At 44.9% G+C, this 17,391-nt stretch carries 20 protein-coding genes; 14 read left to right on the forward strand and 6 right to left on the reverse strand.

Annotated elements, in window-relative coordinates; translation table 11 throughout:
- Positions 1-23: 23 nt before the first annotated feature.
- The 4 genes from R2Q26_RS09315 to R2Q26_RS09330 all read right to left on the reverse strand — a co-directional run bounded on the left by R2Q26_RS09315 (position 24) and on the right by R2Q26_RS09330 (position 3,494).
- Positions 24-1,382, reverse strand: coding sequence for a replication initiation protein (locus R2Q26_RS09315; RefSeq protein WP_317536019.1), 1,359 nt, complete (start codon positions 1,380-1,382; stop codon positions 24-26).
- Positions 1,383-1,972: 590 nt separating this feature from the next.
- Entirely contained in the window at positions 1,973-2,413 is a 441-nt protein-coding gene (locus tag R2Q26_RS09320) for a hypothetical protein (protein ID WP_317536020.1), read from the reverse strand.
- Complete coding sequence (locus tag R2Q26_RS09325; protein WP_317536021.1) at positions 2,410-3,141, reverse strand: conjugal transfer protein TraL; 732 nt, start codon at positions 3,139-3,141, stop codon at positions 2,410-2,412. Before R2Q26_RS09325 ends, R2Q26_RS09320 begins: the two co-directional genes overlap by 4 nt.
- Positions 3,141-3,494, reverse strand: a complete 354-nt coding sequence (locus R2Q26_RS09330; RefSeq protein ID WP_317536022.1) for a TraK family protein — start codon at positions 3,492-3,494, stop codon at positions 3,141-3,143. The genes R2Q26_RS09325 and R2Q26_RS09330 overlap by 1 nt, the downstream gene beginning before the upstream one ends.
- A gap of 288 nt (positions 3,495-3,782) precedes the next feature.
- Between R2Q26_RS09330 and traJ the strand changes: the two genes are divergently transcribed.
- The 11 genes from traJ to R2Q26_RS09385 all read left to right on the forward strand — a co-directional run bounded on the left by traJ (position 3,783) and on the right by R2Q26_RS09385 (position 14,193).
- Positions 3,783-4,151, forward strand: a complete 369-nt coding sequence (gene traJ / locus R2Q26_RS09335) for a conjugal transfer transcriptional regulator TraJ (RefSeq protein WP_317536023.1) — start codon at positions 3,783-3,785, stop codon at positions 4,149-4,151.
- 27 nt (positions 4,152-4,178) lie between these two features.
- A complete protein-coding gene (traI, locus tag R2Q26_RS09340) occupies positions 4,179-5,435 on the forward strand; it encodes a TraI/MobA(P) family conjugative relaxase (protein ID WP_317536024.1) in 1,257 nt (418 codons plus the stop codon).
- Positions 5,435-7,264 carry a type IV secretory system conjugative DNA transfer family protein gene (locus R2Q26_RS09345; protein ID WP_317536025.1) on the forward strand — a complete coding sequence of 610 codons (1,830 nt, stop codon included), beginning with the start codon at positions 5,435-5,437 and terminating at the stop codon, positions 7,262-7,264. Before traI ends, R2Q26_RS09345 begins: the two co-directional genes overlap by 1 nt.
- Positions 7,261-7,797, forward strand: coding sequence for a conjugative transfer signal peptidase TraF (traF, locus tag R2Q26_RS09350; protein ID WP_317536026.1), 537 nt, complete (start codon positions 7,261-7,263; stop codon positions 7,795-7,797). Before R2Q26_RS09345 ends, traF begins: the two co-directional genes overlap by 4 nt.
- Before the next feature lie 20 nt (positions 7,798-7,817).
- A complete protein-coding gene (locus tag R2Q26_RS09355; RefSeq protein ID WP_317536027.1) occupies positions 7,818-8,030 on the forward strand; it encodes a conjugal transfer protein TraD in 213 nt (70 codons plus the stop codon).
- Entirely contained in the window at positions 8,027-10,948 is a 2,922-nt protein-coding gene (locus R2Q26_RS09360; protein WP_317536028.1) for a zincin-like metallopeptidase domain-containing protein, read from the forward strand. Before R2Q26_RS09355 ends, R2Q26_RS09360 begins: the two co-directional genes overlap by 4 nt.
- Before the next feature lie 52 nt (positions 10,949-11,000).
- A complete protein-coding gene (locus tag R2Q26_RS09365; protein WP_317536029.1) occupies positions 11,001-12,086 on the forward strand; it encodes a JAB domain-containing protein in 1,086 nt (361 codons plus the stop codon).
- Positions 12,087-12,101: 15 nt separating this feature from the next.
- Complete coding sequence (locus tag R2Q26_RS09370; protein ID WP_317536030.1) at positions 12,102-12,536, forward strand: hypothetical protein; 435 nt, start codon at positions 12,102-12,104, stop codon at positions 12,534-12,536.
- 767 nt (positions 12,537-13,303) lie between these two features.
- A complete protein-coding gene (locus tag R2Q26_RS09375) occupies positions 13,304-13,546 on the forward strand; it encodes a hypothetical protein (protein WP_090572403.1) in 243 nt (80 codons plus the stop codon).
- Positions 13,547-13,561: 15 nt separating this feature from the next.
- Entirely contained in the window at positions 13,562-13,816 is a 255-nt protein-coding gene (locus R2Q26_RS09380) for a CopG family transcriptional regulator (RefSeq protein ID WP_317536031.1), read from the forward strand.
- 2 nt (positions 13,817-13,818) lie between these two features.
- A complete protein-coding gene (locus tag R2Q26_RS09385) occupies positions 13,819-14,193 on the forward strand; it encodes a type II toxin-antitoxin system VapC family toxin (protein WP_317536032.1) in 375 nt (124 codons plus the stop codon).
- Between the two features lie 76 nt (positions 14,194-14,269).
- Here the strand turns inward: R2Q26_RS09385 and R2Q26_RS09390 are convergent, their stop codons facing one another.
- Positions 14,270-14,488, reverse strand: a complete 219-nt coding sequence (locus R2Q26_RS09390) for a hypothetical protein (protein WP_317536033.1) — start codon at positions 14,486-14,488, stop codon at positions 14,270-14,272.
- Between the two features lie 350 nt (positions 14,489-14,838).
- Here R2Q26_RS09390 and R2Q26_RS09395 point away from each other — a divergent pair, with 350 nt between their 5' ends.
- On the forward strand, positions 14,839-15,246 hold the full coding sequence (locus tag R2Q26_RS09395; protein ID WP_317536034.1) for a hypothetical protein: 408 nt from the start codon (positions 14,839-14,841) through the stop codon (positions 15,244-15,246).
- Between the two features lie 298 nt (positions 15,247-15,544).
- Positions 15,545-15,715, forward strand: coding sequence for a hypothetical protein (locus R2Q26_RS09400; protein ID WP_317536035.1), 171 nt, complete (start codon positions 15,545-15,547; stop codon positions 15,713-15,715).
- A 35-nt stretch (positions 15,716-15,750) separates the two neighbouring features.
- Here the strand turns inward: R2Q26_RS09400 and R2Q26_RS09405 are convergent, their stop codons facing one another.
- The gene (locus R2Q26_RS09405) at positions 15,751-15,984 is read right to left on the reverse strand and encodes a hypothetical protein (RefSeq protein ID WP_317536036.1); all 234 of its coding nucleotides are present in this window, start codon (positions 15,982-15,984) and stop codon (positions 15,751-15,753) included.
- Positions 15,985-16,391: 407 nt separating this feature from the next.
- On the opposite strand from R2Q26_RS09405, the gene R2Q26_RS09410 reads away from it, so the two are divergent.
- Positions 16,392-17,357, forward strand: coding sequence for a tyrosine-type recombinase/integrase (locus tag R2Q26_RS09410; protein ID WP_317536037.1), 966 nt, complete (start codon positions 16,392-16,394; stop codon positions 17,355-17,357).
- Positions 17,358-17,391: the final 34 nt, after the last annotated feature.

Genomic DNA, 17,391 nt, shown 5'->3' on the forward strand with positions numbered 1-17,391 from the left:
ACTCCGAGTCCGTTTTCTACACCTTAGGCAATCTCACTATTTTGTCTAGATTGGACTGACGAGATACACTCTACAGACTCCTTTAATTCGCTCCCTTTTTCCTTTAGCCATTGGGCAAACTCTTTTGTATTTATATGTGTTTCAGGTAAAAACTGGGACCGAAGCCATGCCATGAAAGCAATACGCTCAATAGTATCTTGGAATTCGGTCGTTTTTGGATTGTAGGATTTAGTTTTCCCTTCCCCCTCTACCACGCTATAGCGTTCGACAAGAATTCTTCGTTCCTCCTGCGTAAGTCGTTTTATTCGATCTGTAATCATCTGTTTTCTATATTCAGCTTCAAGCTCAGCTCTTCGCGCGGCTAGTTTGTTGCGCCTAGCTTTTTCTATATCTTCCTTGGAAGCATTTTCTTTTTTCGCCTCATAGGCTGTTTTAATACCAACTTCAGCTTTTTCCTCGATAAGCTTGCGGATGTAACCAGCAGTCGTTCCCTTAACCTGTTTTTTTCTATCTTTTTCTTCTACATAATCCACAACAGCTTGGGCGCGTTCTTTATCCTGCAATATCCAAGCTATTGCAAGGCGCTCCCCTATCCCATGCTCGCGCAAGCGCTTGAATGTATCAGATTCACGCAAGACTGCATGGTCATCTTTCAGGTCTGGCTGTAGAAGGGTTTTTTGAGGATTCTCAGTAACAATAAATCGAAGGTAATTCACTTTCCGTCCCACCTTCTTGTATTCTGGGACAAGCCATATATCTGAAACTCGATTAATCTCGTTTATTGGCTTGGTAATAACGTCACGCTTTAAATATTTAAACTCATCGTAAATAGATGCGGCGGCCCCTACTAGTTTCCGGAATCGTTCGATGTCCCACCATCCTGTAGAGCCCACCGTTTTATAACGCAGACAATTTTCGTAAAGAGTAAGAGCATACCCCCCCTCGAAGCGGCGCTGCACCCCAATATTGATCATGGCATAGATTTCTGGATCGTAAAATCGTTCAGCAAGGTATTCGTCATAACGATAAGTACAAATACCATTCTTTATTTCACCAAAGGAAATCATTGACATCACTCGCCAGACTTCTTTGCCATTTTCCAAAATATTGAATTCAATTGGAGTTACAGCAAGATTGCGAAGTACTCTCTTGAGCAGCGCAATATTGAAGCTTTCATCCCATCCAAGCATTGCGCATAGATGATTCACAGGCAAGGTATGCGTCCGGCGTGACAAAAGTTCATCATAGGCATTCAACAGAAGAACATTTACCATTTTGCGCTCTAACAAAGAGAGATCACCGTTGGTATGAATCGCAGCCACATTTTTTTTTAATTGTTCACTTGTTAATTTCGGAGAGCGAGAAACGATATTTTTTTTCATGATTGTATTCTTAATCTAAAGGTGAATGTTTGTCAACGTATTAAACCATCACCATTGTGTTATTTTTGTACCCTAAACCCTCACCTTTCATATCTTAAACTCTCATTTTTCATACCCTAAACCCTCACCTTTCAAACTTTAAACCCTTATCTTTCATACCCTAAACCCTCACCTTTATTACCCTAAACCTTCACCTTTCATACCCTAAACCCTCACCTATTAACCCTAAACCTTCACCTTTCATACCCTAAACGCTCACCTATTAACCCTAAACCCTCACCTTTCATACCCTAAACCCTCACCTTTCTCGTCTGTATCCCTTTACTGGCCGGCATTTCCAGAATCTAAAGATCTTTAAATATGTTGTTGTTGTTTTTAAAAGAACAACAACAAATACAAGCCATCTGTTTTGCGTAAAACATAACTTCACCAAAAAATCGTTTTAAGGCCCTTATAAGCATTTTTCTAGTAAATTCTATTCCTAAGTATTACCTTAATCTCGATCTCTTCTTCTAGGGCCTATTTAACAAGTCACAAGCGGATATTCAAAAGGAATTTTTCTTGCTTTGTATAAATATCTTGTCATTTACTTATGCGTACTTTGCGTAGAAAAGAATAAAAACTGATAACAATGTGACAAAAGAAGCGAGGATATTAAGTACACTGATCAATTTGATTGGGCGTGAGACATCAAGAATTCTTGTTTGAGCAATGTTAATTTTTTTTACCAGCTCATTTTCTATGGCGTTTACAGCATTCTCAATGATTTGGTTTGTTATCGCCTTACTTGAATGGACCGATGCATTCATCACACGCTCTGCATTGATTCTTGACGTATCAGACCACTTTGTTATTCCCATTTCTATTTCCTGCCTGAAATTCTCCATGATGTCTTCCATAGCGGAAATATTGCTTTTCATCAGGTGTTTGTTGAGAGTTTGTGTGATCAGGATAGGGTCATCACGCGATAGACCGATGCCGTGTTTGATGGCTACATCTTTGATTAGCGCATCCAGTTCATCGTCCGTCATGCCAGTACAGCTGCTGCGTTCTCAAGTTGAATAAATAATTGTGATCGAGCGATTTTTAACCGCTGACGCATCATGATGGTTAGATTATCTTTTGCAATGGCTTCCTCAAAGGTAAGCCTGGCCTGCAACATGTCGCTTATGTCGCGCCCAAATGTTTCCTCTTTGTGAGAGGGTATACGCACAATAGCTGACACTCTCTTTTTGTTGTCAAGGTAGGCTTTCATCTCCTCGAAATTCTTGCCATTCATTTGTATTGCTCCCCAGAACGGATTGAGCCAGACTACAAAGAGGACTTCCGCTGGAAACTGGCTTATCAATTGAGAAAATCCATTCACCGTATCCAGTAAAGCCTGACTACCCGTAATCACGGTATGAATCACCAACGTATGCCCCATATCCATAAGTAATGCGGGCACGCGATTACTGATCAGGTAATGCGATAAAGGGATGAAAGTGCTGGCGCCATTATCAATAATGACATCGGTTTTGGCAGAGGCGATGATATCTATCAAATCATCGAATTTTCTGGGATGTATTTCATCACCATCCATCAAGTTAAGTTTCCTAACATTCAAGGCCTTGAAGCCATAAAAGGTTGCATTGACCGGATCGGTATCAATGCAAAGCGGTTGTAATCCCTTGCTTAGTTTGTGCTGTGCCAAGGTAGCAGCAATAAACGATTTACCAACCCCCCCTTTTCCTTGCAGCACCATGTGTATTTTTGCCATTAGATAAGCTCCTCTTGATTGATTGAAGGATTAAAAACAAAACCATCAGCTTGATCGTTCTTTGTCACTGGAATTTGGCTGGGAAAGGTTTGATGGGGGGTGTTTCTGACTTGTTCAACCACGTTTCGCGTTAGTCCTTGCTTCTTTACCAGCAACAAAAACCGCTGGTAGCTGAAATTGATTTTCTTTTCATCGGTCAGCGTTTGCCAAATCAGCTTGATCGACCATCCATCATCCATTGCCTGTTTGATCTCCGTGCGCAGCGCTAGGAATGTGGAAAAACTTTGCTTGCCTCGTCTGGTGCTGTTTTGTCCGACTTTGGCTGCGATACGCTCTGAAAGGGAACGATTCATTTTCAAAAAGGAAATATTTATTTTCTGGAAACAATCAAAAATAACTGAAAAAAACCAAAAACAACCCAGAACAATCAATAAAAAACATGATATATCGAAATATAGTCGTTTGCAAACATTGAATATAGTGTTATTCTGGCGCAAACAATCCATCGAAGCGGGCAAGATAGGTGAAGTAGGCCCACATTTGCAAAAATGGGACTACTTCACACTTCCTTATTCGCAGTATCTGCTCAACGGAAATCTTGCTCCACGAGGTGAGTGGTCAAAAAACCAGGGAACGATTAAATGTCAGAAAAGGCTAGAAAAGACACAAGACGAAGCAGCGCGCCAATCAAAGTGTATTGCACGCCCGCTGAGCGCGAGCAAATCGAGGCTAACGCTAGAAAGACAGGGCTAACCAGGTCTTCCTATCTATTGAAGATCGGCATGAATTATCGGGTAACTGGCATTGTTGACAATCAGCAAGTTGAACGACTGGCAAAAATCAACGGTGATCTTGGACGACTGGGTGGACTGATTAAGCTGTGGCTAAGTAATGACCGGCGCACAAAGGAGTTGGGAAAAGAAACGCTGCATGCCGTACTTGGGAAAATAAATGATACGCAGCATGAAATGATTAAGATCATGGCCGGAATCATCCGGCACGGGGGCTGATCATTTGTTAGCGGCTAACCTGTTTCGATGATAGCGAAGCATATTCTTATTAAGCAGGTGCAGAAAGGGTGTTTTTCACGATTAATCAACTATCTAACCCATACGCAGAAAGACAAAGAGCGAGTTGGTAGAGTGAATATAACGAATTGTTATTCAAATATTACTGAGGCGGCGGTCATTGAGATTCTCAATACACAGCAAATGAATCAGCGTGCTGTATCCGATAAAAACTACCATCTGATGGTGAGTTTCAATCAAGGTGAGCGGCCTGAAGATAGCATTCTGGAGGATATTGAAAAAATCCTTTGCGAAGGATTGGGTTTTGGCGACCATCAACGGATAAGCGTCACCCATTTGGATACAGAGCATTTTCATATGCACATTGCGATTAATAAGATTCATCCGGTTAAGCACACACTCCATGATCCTATCCGGGACTTTAAAACCCTTGCCAGATTATGTGAGGGATTGGAACAGCAGTATGGGTTGGCTATCACCAATCACACCACACATCATCGCGGCGCACAAAACAAAGCATCTGATCTGGAGCATAAAGCGCAACTGGAAAGCCTCGTTTCATGGATACGCAGAAATTTGCTGACGCAACTGCAAGAGGCGGACTCCTGGGAAGGTTTGCATGCCGTGCTAACAAATCACGGTCTGGTAATACAGGAGCGGGGTAATGGATTTGTCGTGGCTACCCAGGATGGGCTGGCCGTCAAGGCAAGTTCAGTCGACAGAGCGTTATCCAAGAAATATCTGACAGAAAGATTGGGTAGATGGGTACCGGCTGACAAAAATCTTCCTCAGTCAAGCGCGAAGCAGTACCAGAAACGGCCTGTGGAGTCCTCAGCATCTACACTTTACACGATATACCTCAACGAGCAGCAATCCCTGAGAGCGTTACGGCTGGAGGAGTTAGGGTGGGCCAAGACGGGGAGGGCTCGGCTACACCGAGCAGCAAAAGAACAGTTTGATTTCAAGAGAAAGTTAATTCAATACGGCTGGAAGGGCTTGGGTAAACGGTTCATGTATGGGGCGATATCTGCTGATTACAACCGTAGCCAAGCACGTATCAATCTGGAGTACCAGAAAATACGGGAGCAGATAAACCAGAAATACCAACGAACCAACTGGGTAAGGTGGCTGGAGATGAAAGCCAGAGAAGGGGATATTGAGGCTATGAGGATTCTGAAGACAAGAAAACGTCCGACAAAACAACTGAATGACAAAGACAAGAAAGTACATAAGAAAGTACACAAAATAGGAAGAGCAAGGATTTGATGATCAAACTACGCAAACAGAAATTCATTCAACCACTTGCCGCGCTTGCTCTGATAGGGGGATTGCAGGGCGCAACTCAGTATTTTGCTTATCTGTTTGGTTTTGATCCACGGCTTGGGACATCATTTTTCCAGTGGTATGAGCCGTGGGCCATTATTGGGTGGGCGAGTAAGTGGTATGAACAATATCCTGAACAATTCCTGTTGGCAGGAAGCGTTGGCGTGTTCATTACGGCAGCCGGTTTGCTGACTTTACTCATTGTGGAGCGCGTACTGACTAACTCATCCAAGGTACATCAAAAACTATATGGATCAGCACGCTGGGCAGAGAAAAAAGATATCCAGAGCGCGGGGTTATTACCTGCAGAAAAGCTGTTTGGCAGAAAATCCGCGAGAAATGATTATGTGTATGTAGGAGCTTGGCAAGACCCAACAGGAAAAACCCATTATCTGAAACATAGCGGGCCAGAGCATATTTTGTGTTATGCGCCGACCCGTTCGGGTAAGGGCGTTGGCCTGGTCATTCCCTCCTTGTTAGCATGGGGTGAGAGCGCGGTCATTACTGACCTGAAAGGTGAATTGTGGTCATTGACTTCAGGATGGCGGCAACAACATGCCAATAATAAGGTGATCCGCTTCGAACCATCTGCCACATCCGGATCGGATTGCTGGAATCCATTGAATGAAGTAAGAATAGGAACAGGCTATGAAGTGGGGGATGTGCAGAATCTGGCTACTTTGATCGTTGATCCGGATGGCAAAGGTTTGAATGATCATTGGCAGAAGACCAGCCAGGCGCTGCTGGTTGGTGTCATTCTACATGTGTTATACAAGGCAGTCAGTGAACAGAGCCAGGCAACGCTACCGCAGGTTGATGCGATACTGTCCAATCCAGATCGCGATATTAGCGAGCTCTGGATGGAGATGATGACGTTTCCGCATTTGGAAGGGAATGCTCATCCCGTAGTAAGAGCATCAGCGCGAGACATGATGGATCGACCAGAGGAGGAAGGGGGTTCGGTTTTATCAACAGCCAAATCTTATCTGTCTTTATACCGGGATCCTTTAGTTGGTAGGAATATCGGCCGATCGGATTTCAGGATCAAGGATTTGATGAATTATGATCATCCGGTCAGCCTATACATTGTGACCCACCCGAACGACAAAACTCGATTGCGTCCTTTGGTGCGGATTCTCCTCAACATGGTCGTCCGGCTGCTGGCCGATAAGCTGCATTTTAATGAAGGGCAACCGGTTGCCCAGTACAAACATCGATTACTGCTGATGCTCGATGAGTTTCCTAGTCTCGGAAAACTTGAAATTTTGCAGGAATCGCTGGCGTTTCTGGCTGGCTATGGCATTAAGGCTTATATCATCTGCCAGGACATCAACCAGCTTAAAAGCCGTGAAATCGGCTATGGTCATGATGAGTCGATTACTTCCAATTGCCATATCCAGAATGCGTTTCCACCTAATCGTATCGAGACCGCCGAACATCTTTCAAAATTGACCGGCCAGACGACGGTCGTCAAAGAGCAAATTACCACCAGCGGGCAGCGGATGGGAGTAATGCATAAAAACGTGACACGCACCCTGCAGGAATCACAACGCGCTCTCCTGACGCCTGACGAATGCATGAGAATGACAGGTGCGACGAAATCGGCTAATGGCGAGATCATTAAGGCAGGTGACATGATTGTTTATGTAGCAGGGTATCCGGCTATTTACGGCAAGCAGCCTCTGTATTTCCAGGATGAGATCTTCAAGGCGCGTGCGGCTATTCCAGCGCCGACACGAAGTGATATCACTGTGAGAAATAGCGACAGATGAGCATTTTGAAGTGGCTGGCAAGAGTCATGCTATGGACGAGTGTTCTGTTGTTTCTCCTGAGTATCATTTTTCGCATCAATGATGTGTATATCAACACATCGAACAGCCTGCCACGGGGGCTGTACCAAGCGATCAATGCGCCCATCAGTAAGAATGCGTATGTATTCTTTTGTCCACCAGAGCAACCGGTTTTTGACATGGCGCGAGAGCGTCACTATATCAATAGCGGAGCTTGTCCAGGAGGTTACGGCTTGTTACTGAAACGCGTTTTTGCGATGAGCGGCGATACGGTAGCTATTGGTCGCAGCGGTGTTTACATCAACGGCCAATGGCTGCCGAATAGTGCACAGAGGGCATTTGACCCGAAAAATAAGGCACTTCCACACTATGAATTACCACCGCGTGAGCTTACAGATTCGGAGTTGTTACTGATGTCTGATGTCAACAGTCAATCCTTTGATGCCAGGTATTTTGGATTGATTAACCGAAAGCAGATTAAAAGTGTGGTGCGACCACTGATTATCTGGAATTAGTTTAAGTATAAGGAGAAGGTATGGGCAATCATGATAAGCCAAATGAAGCGATTTTTGAGAAGCTGGAGGATGTAGCAATACCTGGCTATCAGGTGACGTTTGATCCCGAGGAAGCGGAGCAGGTCGGTGCGTTTGTTGAAGATGCCCTAAGTGAACAGGATGCGCTTGAAAGTAGTGTGGATCTGATCGATGCCCTGATGATGCCGTCTGCTGCCAAGGAGAACAAGCGATGAATAAAACTAGCAAACCTTTTCCTGAGCAGGTGGCTGAACAGTTGATCGAGCAATTGAAGCAGGGGACGGCACCCTGGCAAGTGCCATGGGAACCTGGTAACCCAGACTCCTTATTCCCGATGAATCCGTCCACAGGCAAGCGCTACCGGGGTATCAACGCCCTTGTGCTGATGAGTCGGGCTAGCCGAGTTGAATACAGAGATCAGCGCTGGATGACTTATAAACAGGCGATTGCAGCCGGAGCGCAAGTACGCAAAGGCGAGAGAGGTACAACCATTCAGTATTGGAAATTTACTCATGAACGGAACAAGGTTGACGAGAACGGCAAGACTGTTCTTGATGACAAGGGCGAAACGATCAAGGAGTTAATCAAGCTAGAATGTCCCCGAGTATTCTATGCCGTTGTGTTCAATGCAGAACAGATTGAGGGTTTGCCACCCAGACAGCAAAAAGAACAGCAATGGGATGCTTTGGTGCGAGCCGAGCATATTTTACAGGTATCTGGTGCTAGGATTCTGCATGGCGGGCAAAACAGCGCATTCTATCGCCCAACAACTGACAGCATTCATTTACCGGATAAAGGACAATTCCCATCCGCAGACGGATATTACGCAACGGCGCTCCATGAGTTGGGCCACTGGACAGGTCATTCCTCCCGCCTGGATCGCGATCTCACCAACCCGTTTGGCAGCGAAGGTTACGCAAAAGAAGAATTGCGAGCAGAGATCGCTAGCATGATCCTGGGAGATGGACTGGGGATAGGCTATGACCCTGGACAGCATGCGGCTTATGTCGGGTCCTGGATCAAGGTACTGCAGGATGATCCGTTGGAGATTTTTCGAGCGGCCGCCGATGCCGAGAAAATTCAGGAATACCTGCTGGCTTTTGAGCAGAAGCAGGAACACACAAAGACCGTGCAACCAACCCAGCTGGAGGCCCACTTGCTAACCAGAAATGAGTCTAGCCCAATCCCTGAACTGCAAGCGCGATATGCTGAGGGCCTCAAGCAGGCATCTGGTCCAATTGTGACAGAGGAGGCGAGTATGGCCGTGCAGGAAAAAGCGGTCAGTATCCGGGAAAAAGAGCGCTTGTTGGCCGGTATCTCCCTGGAGGAAAGTCTTTCGGTTGATTTGGCAGCAATGGCCTATCGACAATATCAAGCAGGCCAGATGGATACGGTTACGTTTGCAGCTGAAACAGAGCGGGCACTGGGCATAGCGCACCTTCCACTTGACTGGAGTGGTCATGTCCAGGTGCAGGGCAACATCTTGGAGAAGAATGATTTGGGTGATACACCACTTGTTGTACCTGCCGCATCTATTGGCGTTCAACCCGAATTCTGGGGTGTGTATGCGCAGCGCATAGACGGTACTTATCAATGGCTTGCCGATTTTCCGGATCAGCAGCAGGCCGAGACGATTTCCGGGAAACTGGCATTGGTAGATGCCGTTCTTGAAACGAACGAATACGAAAAAGCAGCTAAATTTGCACGTATCCACGAGGAACGAGTGCGGCGCGATCCCAACAGCAGTGATGAGGATATTCTGGAGGCCAAGGAAGCACGGAAAACGGCAGAGCTTAATGCCATGCTCAAGGATGAGGATTTGCAGCAGCGGATTGTCAATTACGATCGGCAGCAGCAGACGGTAGAAGTGCGCGAGATGCCAACACCATCTAACGCTACACCAGAACAGGCGCGCACTTATCTTGCCGTGCCCTATGAAGAGCGTATAGCTGCCAAGGCTGCCGGAGCGCTCTGGGACAAAGCAGCAAAGGCCTGGTACATCGGGCCTAAAGGTGACGAGGTAAAACTGAAGCGCTGGATGAATAAGGGCATGTCTGTTAAACAAGCGTCTGCTATCAACCCAAGGCAGGAGTTCGCTGACGCACTTCGCTCATTGGGCTGTCTGGTTGATGGTGAGCATCCCATCATGGATGGAACGAAACAGCGCATCACAACTGAAGGGGATAAGAGGGGCGAGAAATCTGGTTTTTATGTCGGTCATTTGGATGGGTACCCAGCCGGTTACATTAAGAATAATCGCACCGGGATTGAAATGAAATGGAGAGTAAAAGGCTATTCACTGAAACCAGAGGAGAAAGCCAGCCTGTTCGCAGATGTCGCGATAAAACGGGCTGAAAGAGTAGCGGAGCAAGAAAGAATGCATGAGGCGATTGCACAACGGTTACAGCAGAAACTGGAGAGCTTGGTTTCTATCGAAAGTATGGGGAGCATCACGCCTTATCTGCAGACTAAGGGTGTAACAGTCCAGGCGGGCGTGATGACCGATCAAGAGGGGCGGACTACTTATATTCCAGCATTTGATACAGCTGGCAAGCTGTGGACGATGCAAACTATCCTGGAAGATGGGGTAAAGCGGTTTGCCAAAGATAGCCGCAAGGAAGGATGTTTCCATGTTGTCGGTGGTCAGGATACCCTGAGGAGAGTTCCTGTCCTGGTGATAGCTCAAGGTTATGCGACAGCCAGCAGTTTGTCGCGAGCGCTTGGTTTTGCCACTGTAGCCGCTTTTGATTCAGGAAATTTGGTAACAGTTACCAAGGCTTTGCATCATAAGTTTCCAGATAAACCTATTGTGATTGCTGGTGACGACGACAAGCACAGAGAGGCCACCCTAGGCATCAATCCAGGGCGGTTAAAGGCCGCCGAGGCGGTAGAAGCTGTGGGTGGAATGGTGATCTTTCCGATCTTTGCACCAGGGGAGCAGGCAGCAAGACCAGAAGCGTTTACTGACTTCAATGATCTGGCCAATAACAGCAGACTGGGTGAAGAAGGGGTGAAACGGCAGGTAGCGCCGCTTGTGGAACGCTTGATTCGTGAGAAGCAGGTATTAAAAGCAAAGGTGCAGCCTGAACAGGTTAAACAAGAGGTTAGACAAAAACGAGTGTTAACCCGGTAGTTGTATCAGCTCAAAAGTTCTCAATTTCTTAATATAACCAGGGAGGCACTCCATGTTTGATAAGGCGCAACCTGATTCCTTAAAGAAAGACGATATTTACGAAAAAGTTGAAACGCGTGAAGGTACCACTGAGCAACAAAAAGAAACAGGAAGAAGCGTCTATACCGACAGACTTAAACTTCATGCTCGATGGGCGGGTGGCTCCCTACTTGGTAGTAATCTCTCGCGTGACTTCAGAGAAAAAGGGGGATCAGTCCTCTTAGGCAAAAGAGTCAGATCAGCTCGCGATCTTGCGGTGCTGGCGCAAGTGCTGCGGGATCCCCGGTTTGAAACATTCAGGGTTTTCTATACACAGAAGGACAGAATTGTGCATCACACGGCTATCAGCTCACGGTTGCCCGGTGCAGTTTTTTTGAGTGATTGGATTGCGGATTACATAAAAAGCACCTGGGAAAGAGCGCAAGCAGATGGTTACTGGCTCTTGCATAATCACCCATCAGGCATTTCCACCCCTTCACTAAGTGATTTAGCCTTAACAGCTCAATATAACACGCGTATTCCTGGCTTTAGGGGACATACGGTGATTGATACCAATGAATATAGTGTGATTTATCAGAATGGGGAGGTTGAGCGTTTCTGTGATGTGGCAGGATTGGTTGGGGGATATGAAAATAATCCCTATAAAGATCATGCTGCACTGGATAGGATCATTACAAGTCCATTTGAGCTTGCCCAGGTTGGGCAATTATTAAAACTTCCAGATCAGCACCTGGTTTTAATTGGAATAAGCTCCCCTGGGCGGGTTTGTGCGATTGGAGAAGTACCGTTATCCATTCTAGAAAGATCGGATCACCTACTGCATGGACATTTGCGGCGTTTTGCCAGAAATTCCGGGATAGCCTCGGTTTTTGCAGTGACGGATAGGAGCAATGTCAGACACTCTAAATTGATAAGCGCAGTTGAACATGGGGTGTTACGGGATGTCATCGCTATGAATGGTTCTGAAAAAGCCTTCACACTTTGTGAGGAGGGATATGTTCATTTTAGAGGACATCAGGACAGTTTGTTCGGGAAAATCAGAACAGGCGCGATTACGGAAGATGGCGGGTGGATAAACCTTAGAGGCCGTGGGCGTTAGCATAGCAATTAGTTTATGTGTGGTGGTATTGAATTCCAGCATCAAAAAATATATTTTCCGCAATTGAATGCCCGGTTACCCATCAGGCTGCGAAATGGCGGAGTGACCTGGATTATCTGGGGAAGGCGTAAAGATCAGGATCCAGAGTGCTTTCCCAATGGAGGCTGGGCAAGCATCGAATCCATAAGAATAGGCAAATGGAAACCCTGGCATCCAAGACCAGTGCTCATAACCGCCGATAGTTTCATGGAAAAAGACCATGAGAAGCAAACTCACTGGATACCATTGGATACTAAAATGGTGATTCAAGGGCTTCTGGCAGAAAGAAACGGGGAGCAGCGAGTCTATGTGGTTACGGTCAACACGCCGCCTGAATATCACTGGATACATGATCGCTGGCCTCGGTTGGTTAAATTGCCGCATCAGCGCGAAGCAACGATTAATGATTGATCAGGTAATAGCGTTAGCCGATTACTCACAAATATAGGGGGTAAGACTGTGGATAACTGTTCTATGTTGTGCAGGGTAAATGAAAATTAGCGTTGCCTAAATGATAGGCAACGCTAACCGAACCTGATAATTTTGGTTCTTCTGAAGGGAAGACGTACTCTCTGGATTTTTGAAGCGTAAAATCGATTCATGCTCAGATTCTTTTTTGGGCAACAACACAGTTGTAATTTAAAATGGATTGTGGCGAAATTAATCAATTACTAGATGTTTAGTCCCACGGTGTACTGGAGCAATATACAGCCAGCTATTGACGGAGGATTTATGGGACAGATACTGCACGGAAGCGCCCGCACGACGGAGGCGGTGCATCGTCTCGCCTTGATCCGCAGGAACAAACAGTCGCTGATGCATCAAAAGCAGAAATTGAGAAACCTCAAGTCATACCAGTAAACTAGCCGATAAAGCCTGAACCTGTTTCCTTACCGCTTGCACCAATGGCTCAAGCGGTTGTATCTGATCAGGTAGACTGGTCGAAAGTCTTTAGCTGCATATCTAACCAAACACAATGTGTTTGCTATAGCCACAGCGCCGAACGGCTCGTTATTCCTGCAGAAACCTGCTGTCTGGCCGTTAAACATGGCTGGCCGGGCAAAAGTAATGCAGCCATAGCAACAAATCTATAAAAATGTTCATGCAAAAAATACATTTTGTTGATACAAAATAGCATTCTTGTTAAGATGATCCCTCTCTAATGTTGGGAGGAAAACATGTTTTTGAATGTTCAGCAAGTTCGTGAATATATTGATCTCGGTGTTATTAATGAAGTATCAATAATGCGTGAACCATGGGACGAACCCGGCTATAGTCTTGAATTCTTCGGAAAAGATCGCTCCTACACCCTTAAATCAGCCCGCGGTGCCCGCCGTGTCTTTAAAACTGCTGATGCTGCAATAAACACGCTGTCAGATTTAGGTATTAAAGTTAACGGTTTAAAAGTGTCAATAAAATAACTGATAGGTGTTCATATGAAACAAACCTTAATGAAACGCACCCAAGTTTATTTATCTAATGAGCAAGAGCAAGCGCTCAATTCTCTTGCCCTTACATCTGGCAGACATCGAAGTGAATTAATTCGTGAAGCAATTAACTTATTACTATCAGAAAAAAAAGTAATGCACACTCAATGGAAGCAAGCCTTGCATAATATGAAAGGCATGTGGGCCAAGGATGAAAAAGCTGCTAAACGCATGCAGAATATCCGTAACGAATTCGACCGTTAAAAATGGCCAACTATCTTCTGGATACTTGCATCCTCATTGACTTCTTTCGAGGAAATGAAAAAGCTGCTCAATTTCTGGAAGGACTTAATGATCCACCTTATCTTTCAGCCCTTACCGTTGCAGAATTGTATGCAGGTGTTCGAGAAGGGAAAGAGCGAACCATGCTTGATAATCTACTGCAATATCTCCCTGTAATCCCACTGAATGATGAAGCCGCTGTGAAAGGCGGTCTATATCGCCGACAATACGGCAAAAGTCATGGTGTTGGGATTGTTGACGGATTACTTGCAGCATCTGCCGAATGCAATAACCTGATACTTGCAACACGTAATTTAAAACATTTTCCTATGACTGAAAATGTTTATTGTCCTTACTAACTTCAGATATCGCTTTTACAGGTTATTAGCAGGGCATCTTACAAAATACCCGAGATTGAATCGTTACGCTGTAACCCTAATCACCATACCTGCAATCTAATTTTTCTGCTAAATCGAGAATAGCCTGTTCGATTAATTCTTTCTTTGTCTTGCCTGTAGCCTTCACCATGCGTCTTAAACAACCTGCCGGCCATGGTTCTATTAGAACTTGAACTCTTGTTAAATTATGCCCCTCAGGGTCTTTCAAAGCGCGTTCCCTGTATTTTCGTTGTTTTTCAGCATTAGTTAAAGTCATGTCTACTTCTCCAATAGTTACATTGTAACTAAATGATAACATGGTTAGACTGTAACCGAAAGAAAAAAGAAGGGGGGTTAACAACGACTAGCAGGGTATCTCACAGGGTTCCCTGACTGGGCGCTCGCTTGCGGGCTGTCGAGGGGGCGGTGAGTACCCGTCGCGGGTAAAACCACTATGTTAGAAATATCGTACTTACTACAACTATCCTATATCTTACATAACACTTTTTATTCATTTAGCCTTGATCGTATCTTGATTTTCTACTGAGGTAAATTGCACAATATTTTAAGTTTTAATTATGAAATACCGTTGTTATCTGCATCTAATTAAATTTACCGAGATGAGGAATGGGTATACATGATCGCGACTACTATCGTGAGAAACGTGATTACAGTGATTTAATGCGAGAAAATCATGAATTTGTGATTGATTATTCTCTTAAGCGACCATTAAGAAGTTTAATTAGAAAATTTTTAATTTATTTTTCCCTTTTTTTAATATTAGTATTGATTATCAGCTACTATGAATCTCAGATAAGGGCATTTCTTCAAACCAAATATAGATTACCCAGTAATATTGTGATTCAACCGAAGCCAGATCAAATAAACGGATCTAGAATCATCTCTTCTTGTATATCAAATAAAACAAACTGCATCTGTTACGGAAAATCATCAGAGCGGCTTGATATCCCAAATGAAATTTGTCAAAAAGCTGTTAAGTATGGTTGGTCATCTGACGCACAATATAGCCGTTAATCTGCGGTCAAAGATAAAAATAAGAGAATCAACACTAAATAGTGAGTATCTCACAGGGTTCCCTGTGAGATTTTCTGCTAGTCAATGATTTTTCCTTGTGGGTACAGTATAACCATGATATTACATGGTTACAGTGTAACTATTGGAGATATAAACATGGCTTTAACCAACGCAGAAAAACACCGTGCTTAAACTGCTAGCTGATACCGGGCAAGCATGTGCGATCTATCAAGATGAAAAACGTAGATCACTGAAATTAACTCAGATCGAATGCGGTGAAATTTGATCTTTTGTAGGAATGAAACAAAAGAATGTTCCTATAGAGCAGCAAGGTGAATTCGGTATTGGTGATGTTTATACTTGGACTGCGATTGATGCAGAAACTAAACTTATTCCATGCTGGCATGTTGGCACCCGTGATGCCAATATTTATGATAATTTCAGAAGTATTTCAGGGACGGCTAATTAGTTACACATAACAAGCAACAATACGTTACAGTGTAATTATTGATACTGTTCTTTTTCCCACTCGTCTATTTCACACCCCAATTTTTCCGCCAGCTCGTGGATAGCTCGTGCAATAACATCCTGTTTAGATTGATTCAGTCTCAAAACCAATCTTTCAAGCTCTGCATGTGTTTTCAGGTCGATGATTGACTGTAGCCTAAAGTTTTTATCTTTCATACCTATGTTTTTTTCTCTAAATTTTTTTTGCCTTTCTGCATTCGTCATTGCCATTTTATCAACTCCATATCGTTACACTGTAACATAATGTTATCGCTGTAACGATAAGAAAGCAAGCAAGATATTAATAAGAAAGTGCAAAATAATCGCTAATTAATGAAAACTAGCCAACTATTTCAGATAAACACAGTTAATTTAAAACAGGGGACAGTTACACTATAACCACATACAAAGAGTTACACTGTAACAAAGAGAAACCAAAAAGAAGAAAAGAAGGGGGTTTAGAGGTGACTAGCAGGGTATCTCACAGGGTGCCCTAACTGAGCGCCCGCTTGCGGGCTGTCGAGGGGGCGCCTGAATCAAGCAGGCGTTTTTTTCGACCGAAGCATAGCGGTAATACCTGCGTCTCTCCTTCTTATTGACTATTGATAACGTATTTTATCAATAGTAAAATATTTTTTATGAACCCAGATAATTTACCTGCCATCGAGCACTCCTCACATCGACTCTTAGACGTGGCTGATTTTTATCGGCTGGCAGAAGTTCCTCCCGAGATCGAGTGGTTTGCCAATCTAGAAAATGTCTGCACCCGGCGTGCTTATAAAAATGCACTGCATCATTTTATGCAATTTACCGGTATCGCCCGCCCGGAAGAATTTAGGCAAATTACTCGCGCCCATATCATCGCGTTCCGGGATGAGCTCAGAAATCGTGATTTATCGGGTGCCACCATCCGTCATAGCCTGGCAGCCCTTTCCTCATTGTTTGAATACTTGTGCGAACAGAATGCGGTCACACACAATCCGGTCAAGGGGGTGAAGCGCCCTAGCGTGGAAAGCTATGAGGGCAAATCCCCGGCACTGGGCGATCATCAGGCGCGCGCGCTACTCGATGCGCCGGATGGCGCCTCCCTGAAAGGAAAACGGGATCGCGCCATCTTCGCTATCTTGCTTTACCATGCCCTGCGCCGCGATGAACTCTGCAAACTGAAGGTGAAGGACATCAAACAAGAGCGACGCGGGGTACTCCACATGAGAGTATCTGGCAAGGGGGGCAAGGTCCGTTACCTGCCCATCCATCCCCAGGTGGGCGGATTGCTGCATGATTATCTAGAGGCTGCCGGCCATAGAGAAGAATATACCGGCCCATTATTCCGTTCCCTCAGCAATAACCGGCATAAGAATGCACAAAAAGCGATTACTCCAGATGCCGTCTACAAGATCGTGCAAGCTTACTCCGCAAAACTGGGGTTCAGGATCGGGGCCCATTCGCTGCGGGCCACAGCTGCAACCAATGCGCTCGATCACCAGGCGGATATTGCCAAGGTGCAGGAGTGGTTGGGACATGCCAATATTTCTACCACGAGGATATACGACCACCGTAAAACGAGACCGGAAGATAGTCCGACATTCAAAGTGAGTTATTAACACTACGGAGTAGATACATTAGACTGGGAATTAA

It is taken from the genome of Nitrosomonas sp. Is37, from assembly GCF_033063275.1.
GTDB lineage: Bacteria > Pseudomonadota > Gammaproteobacteria > Burkholderiales > Nitrosomonadaceae > Nitrosomonas.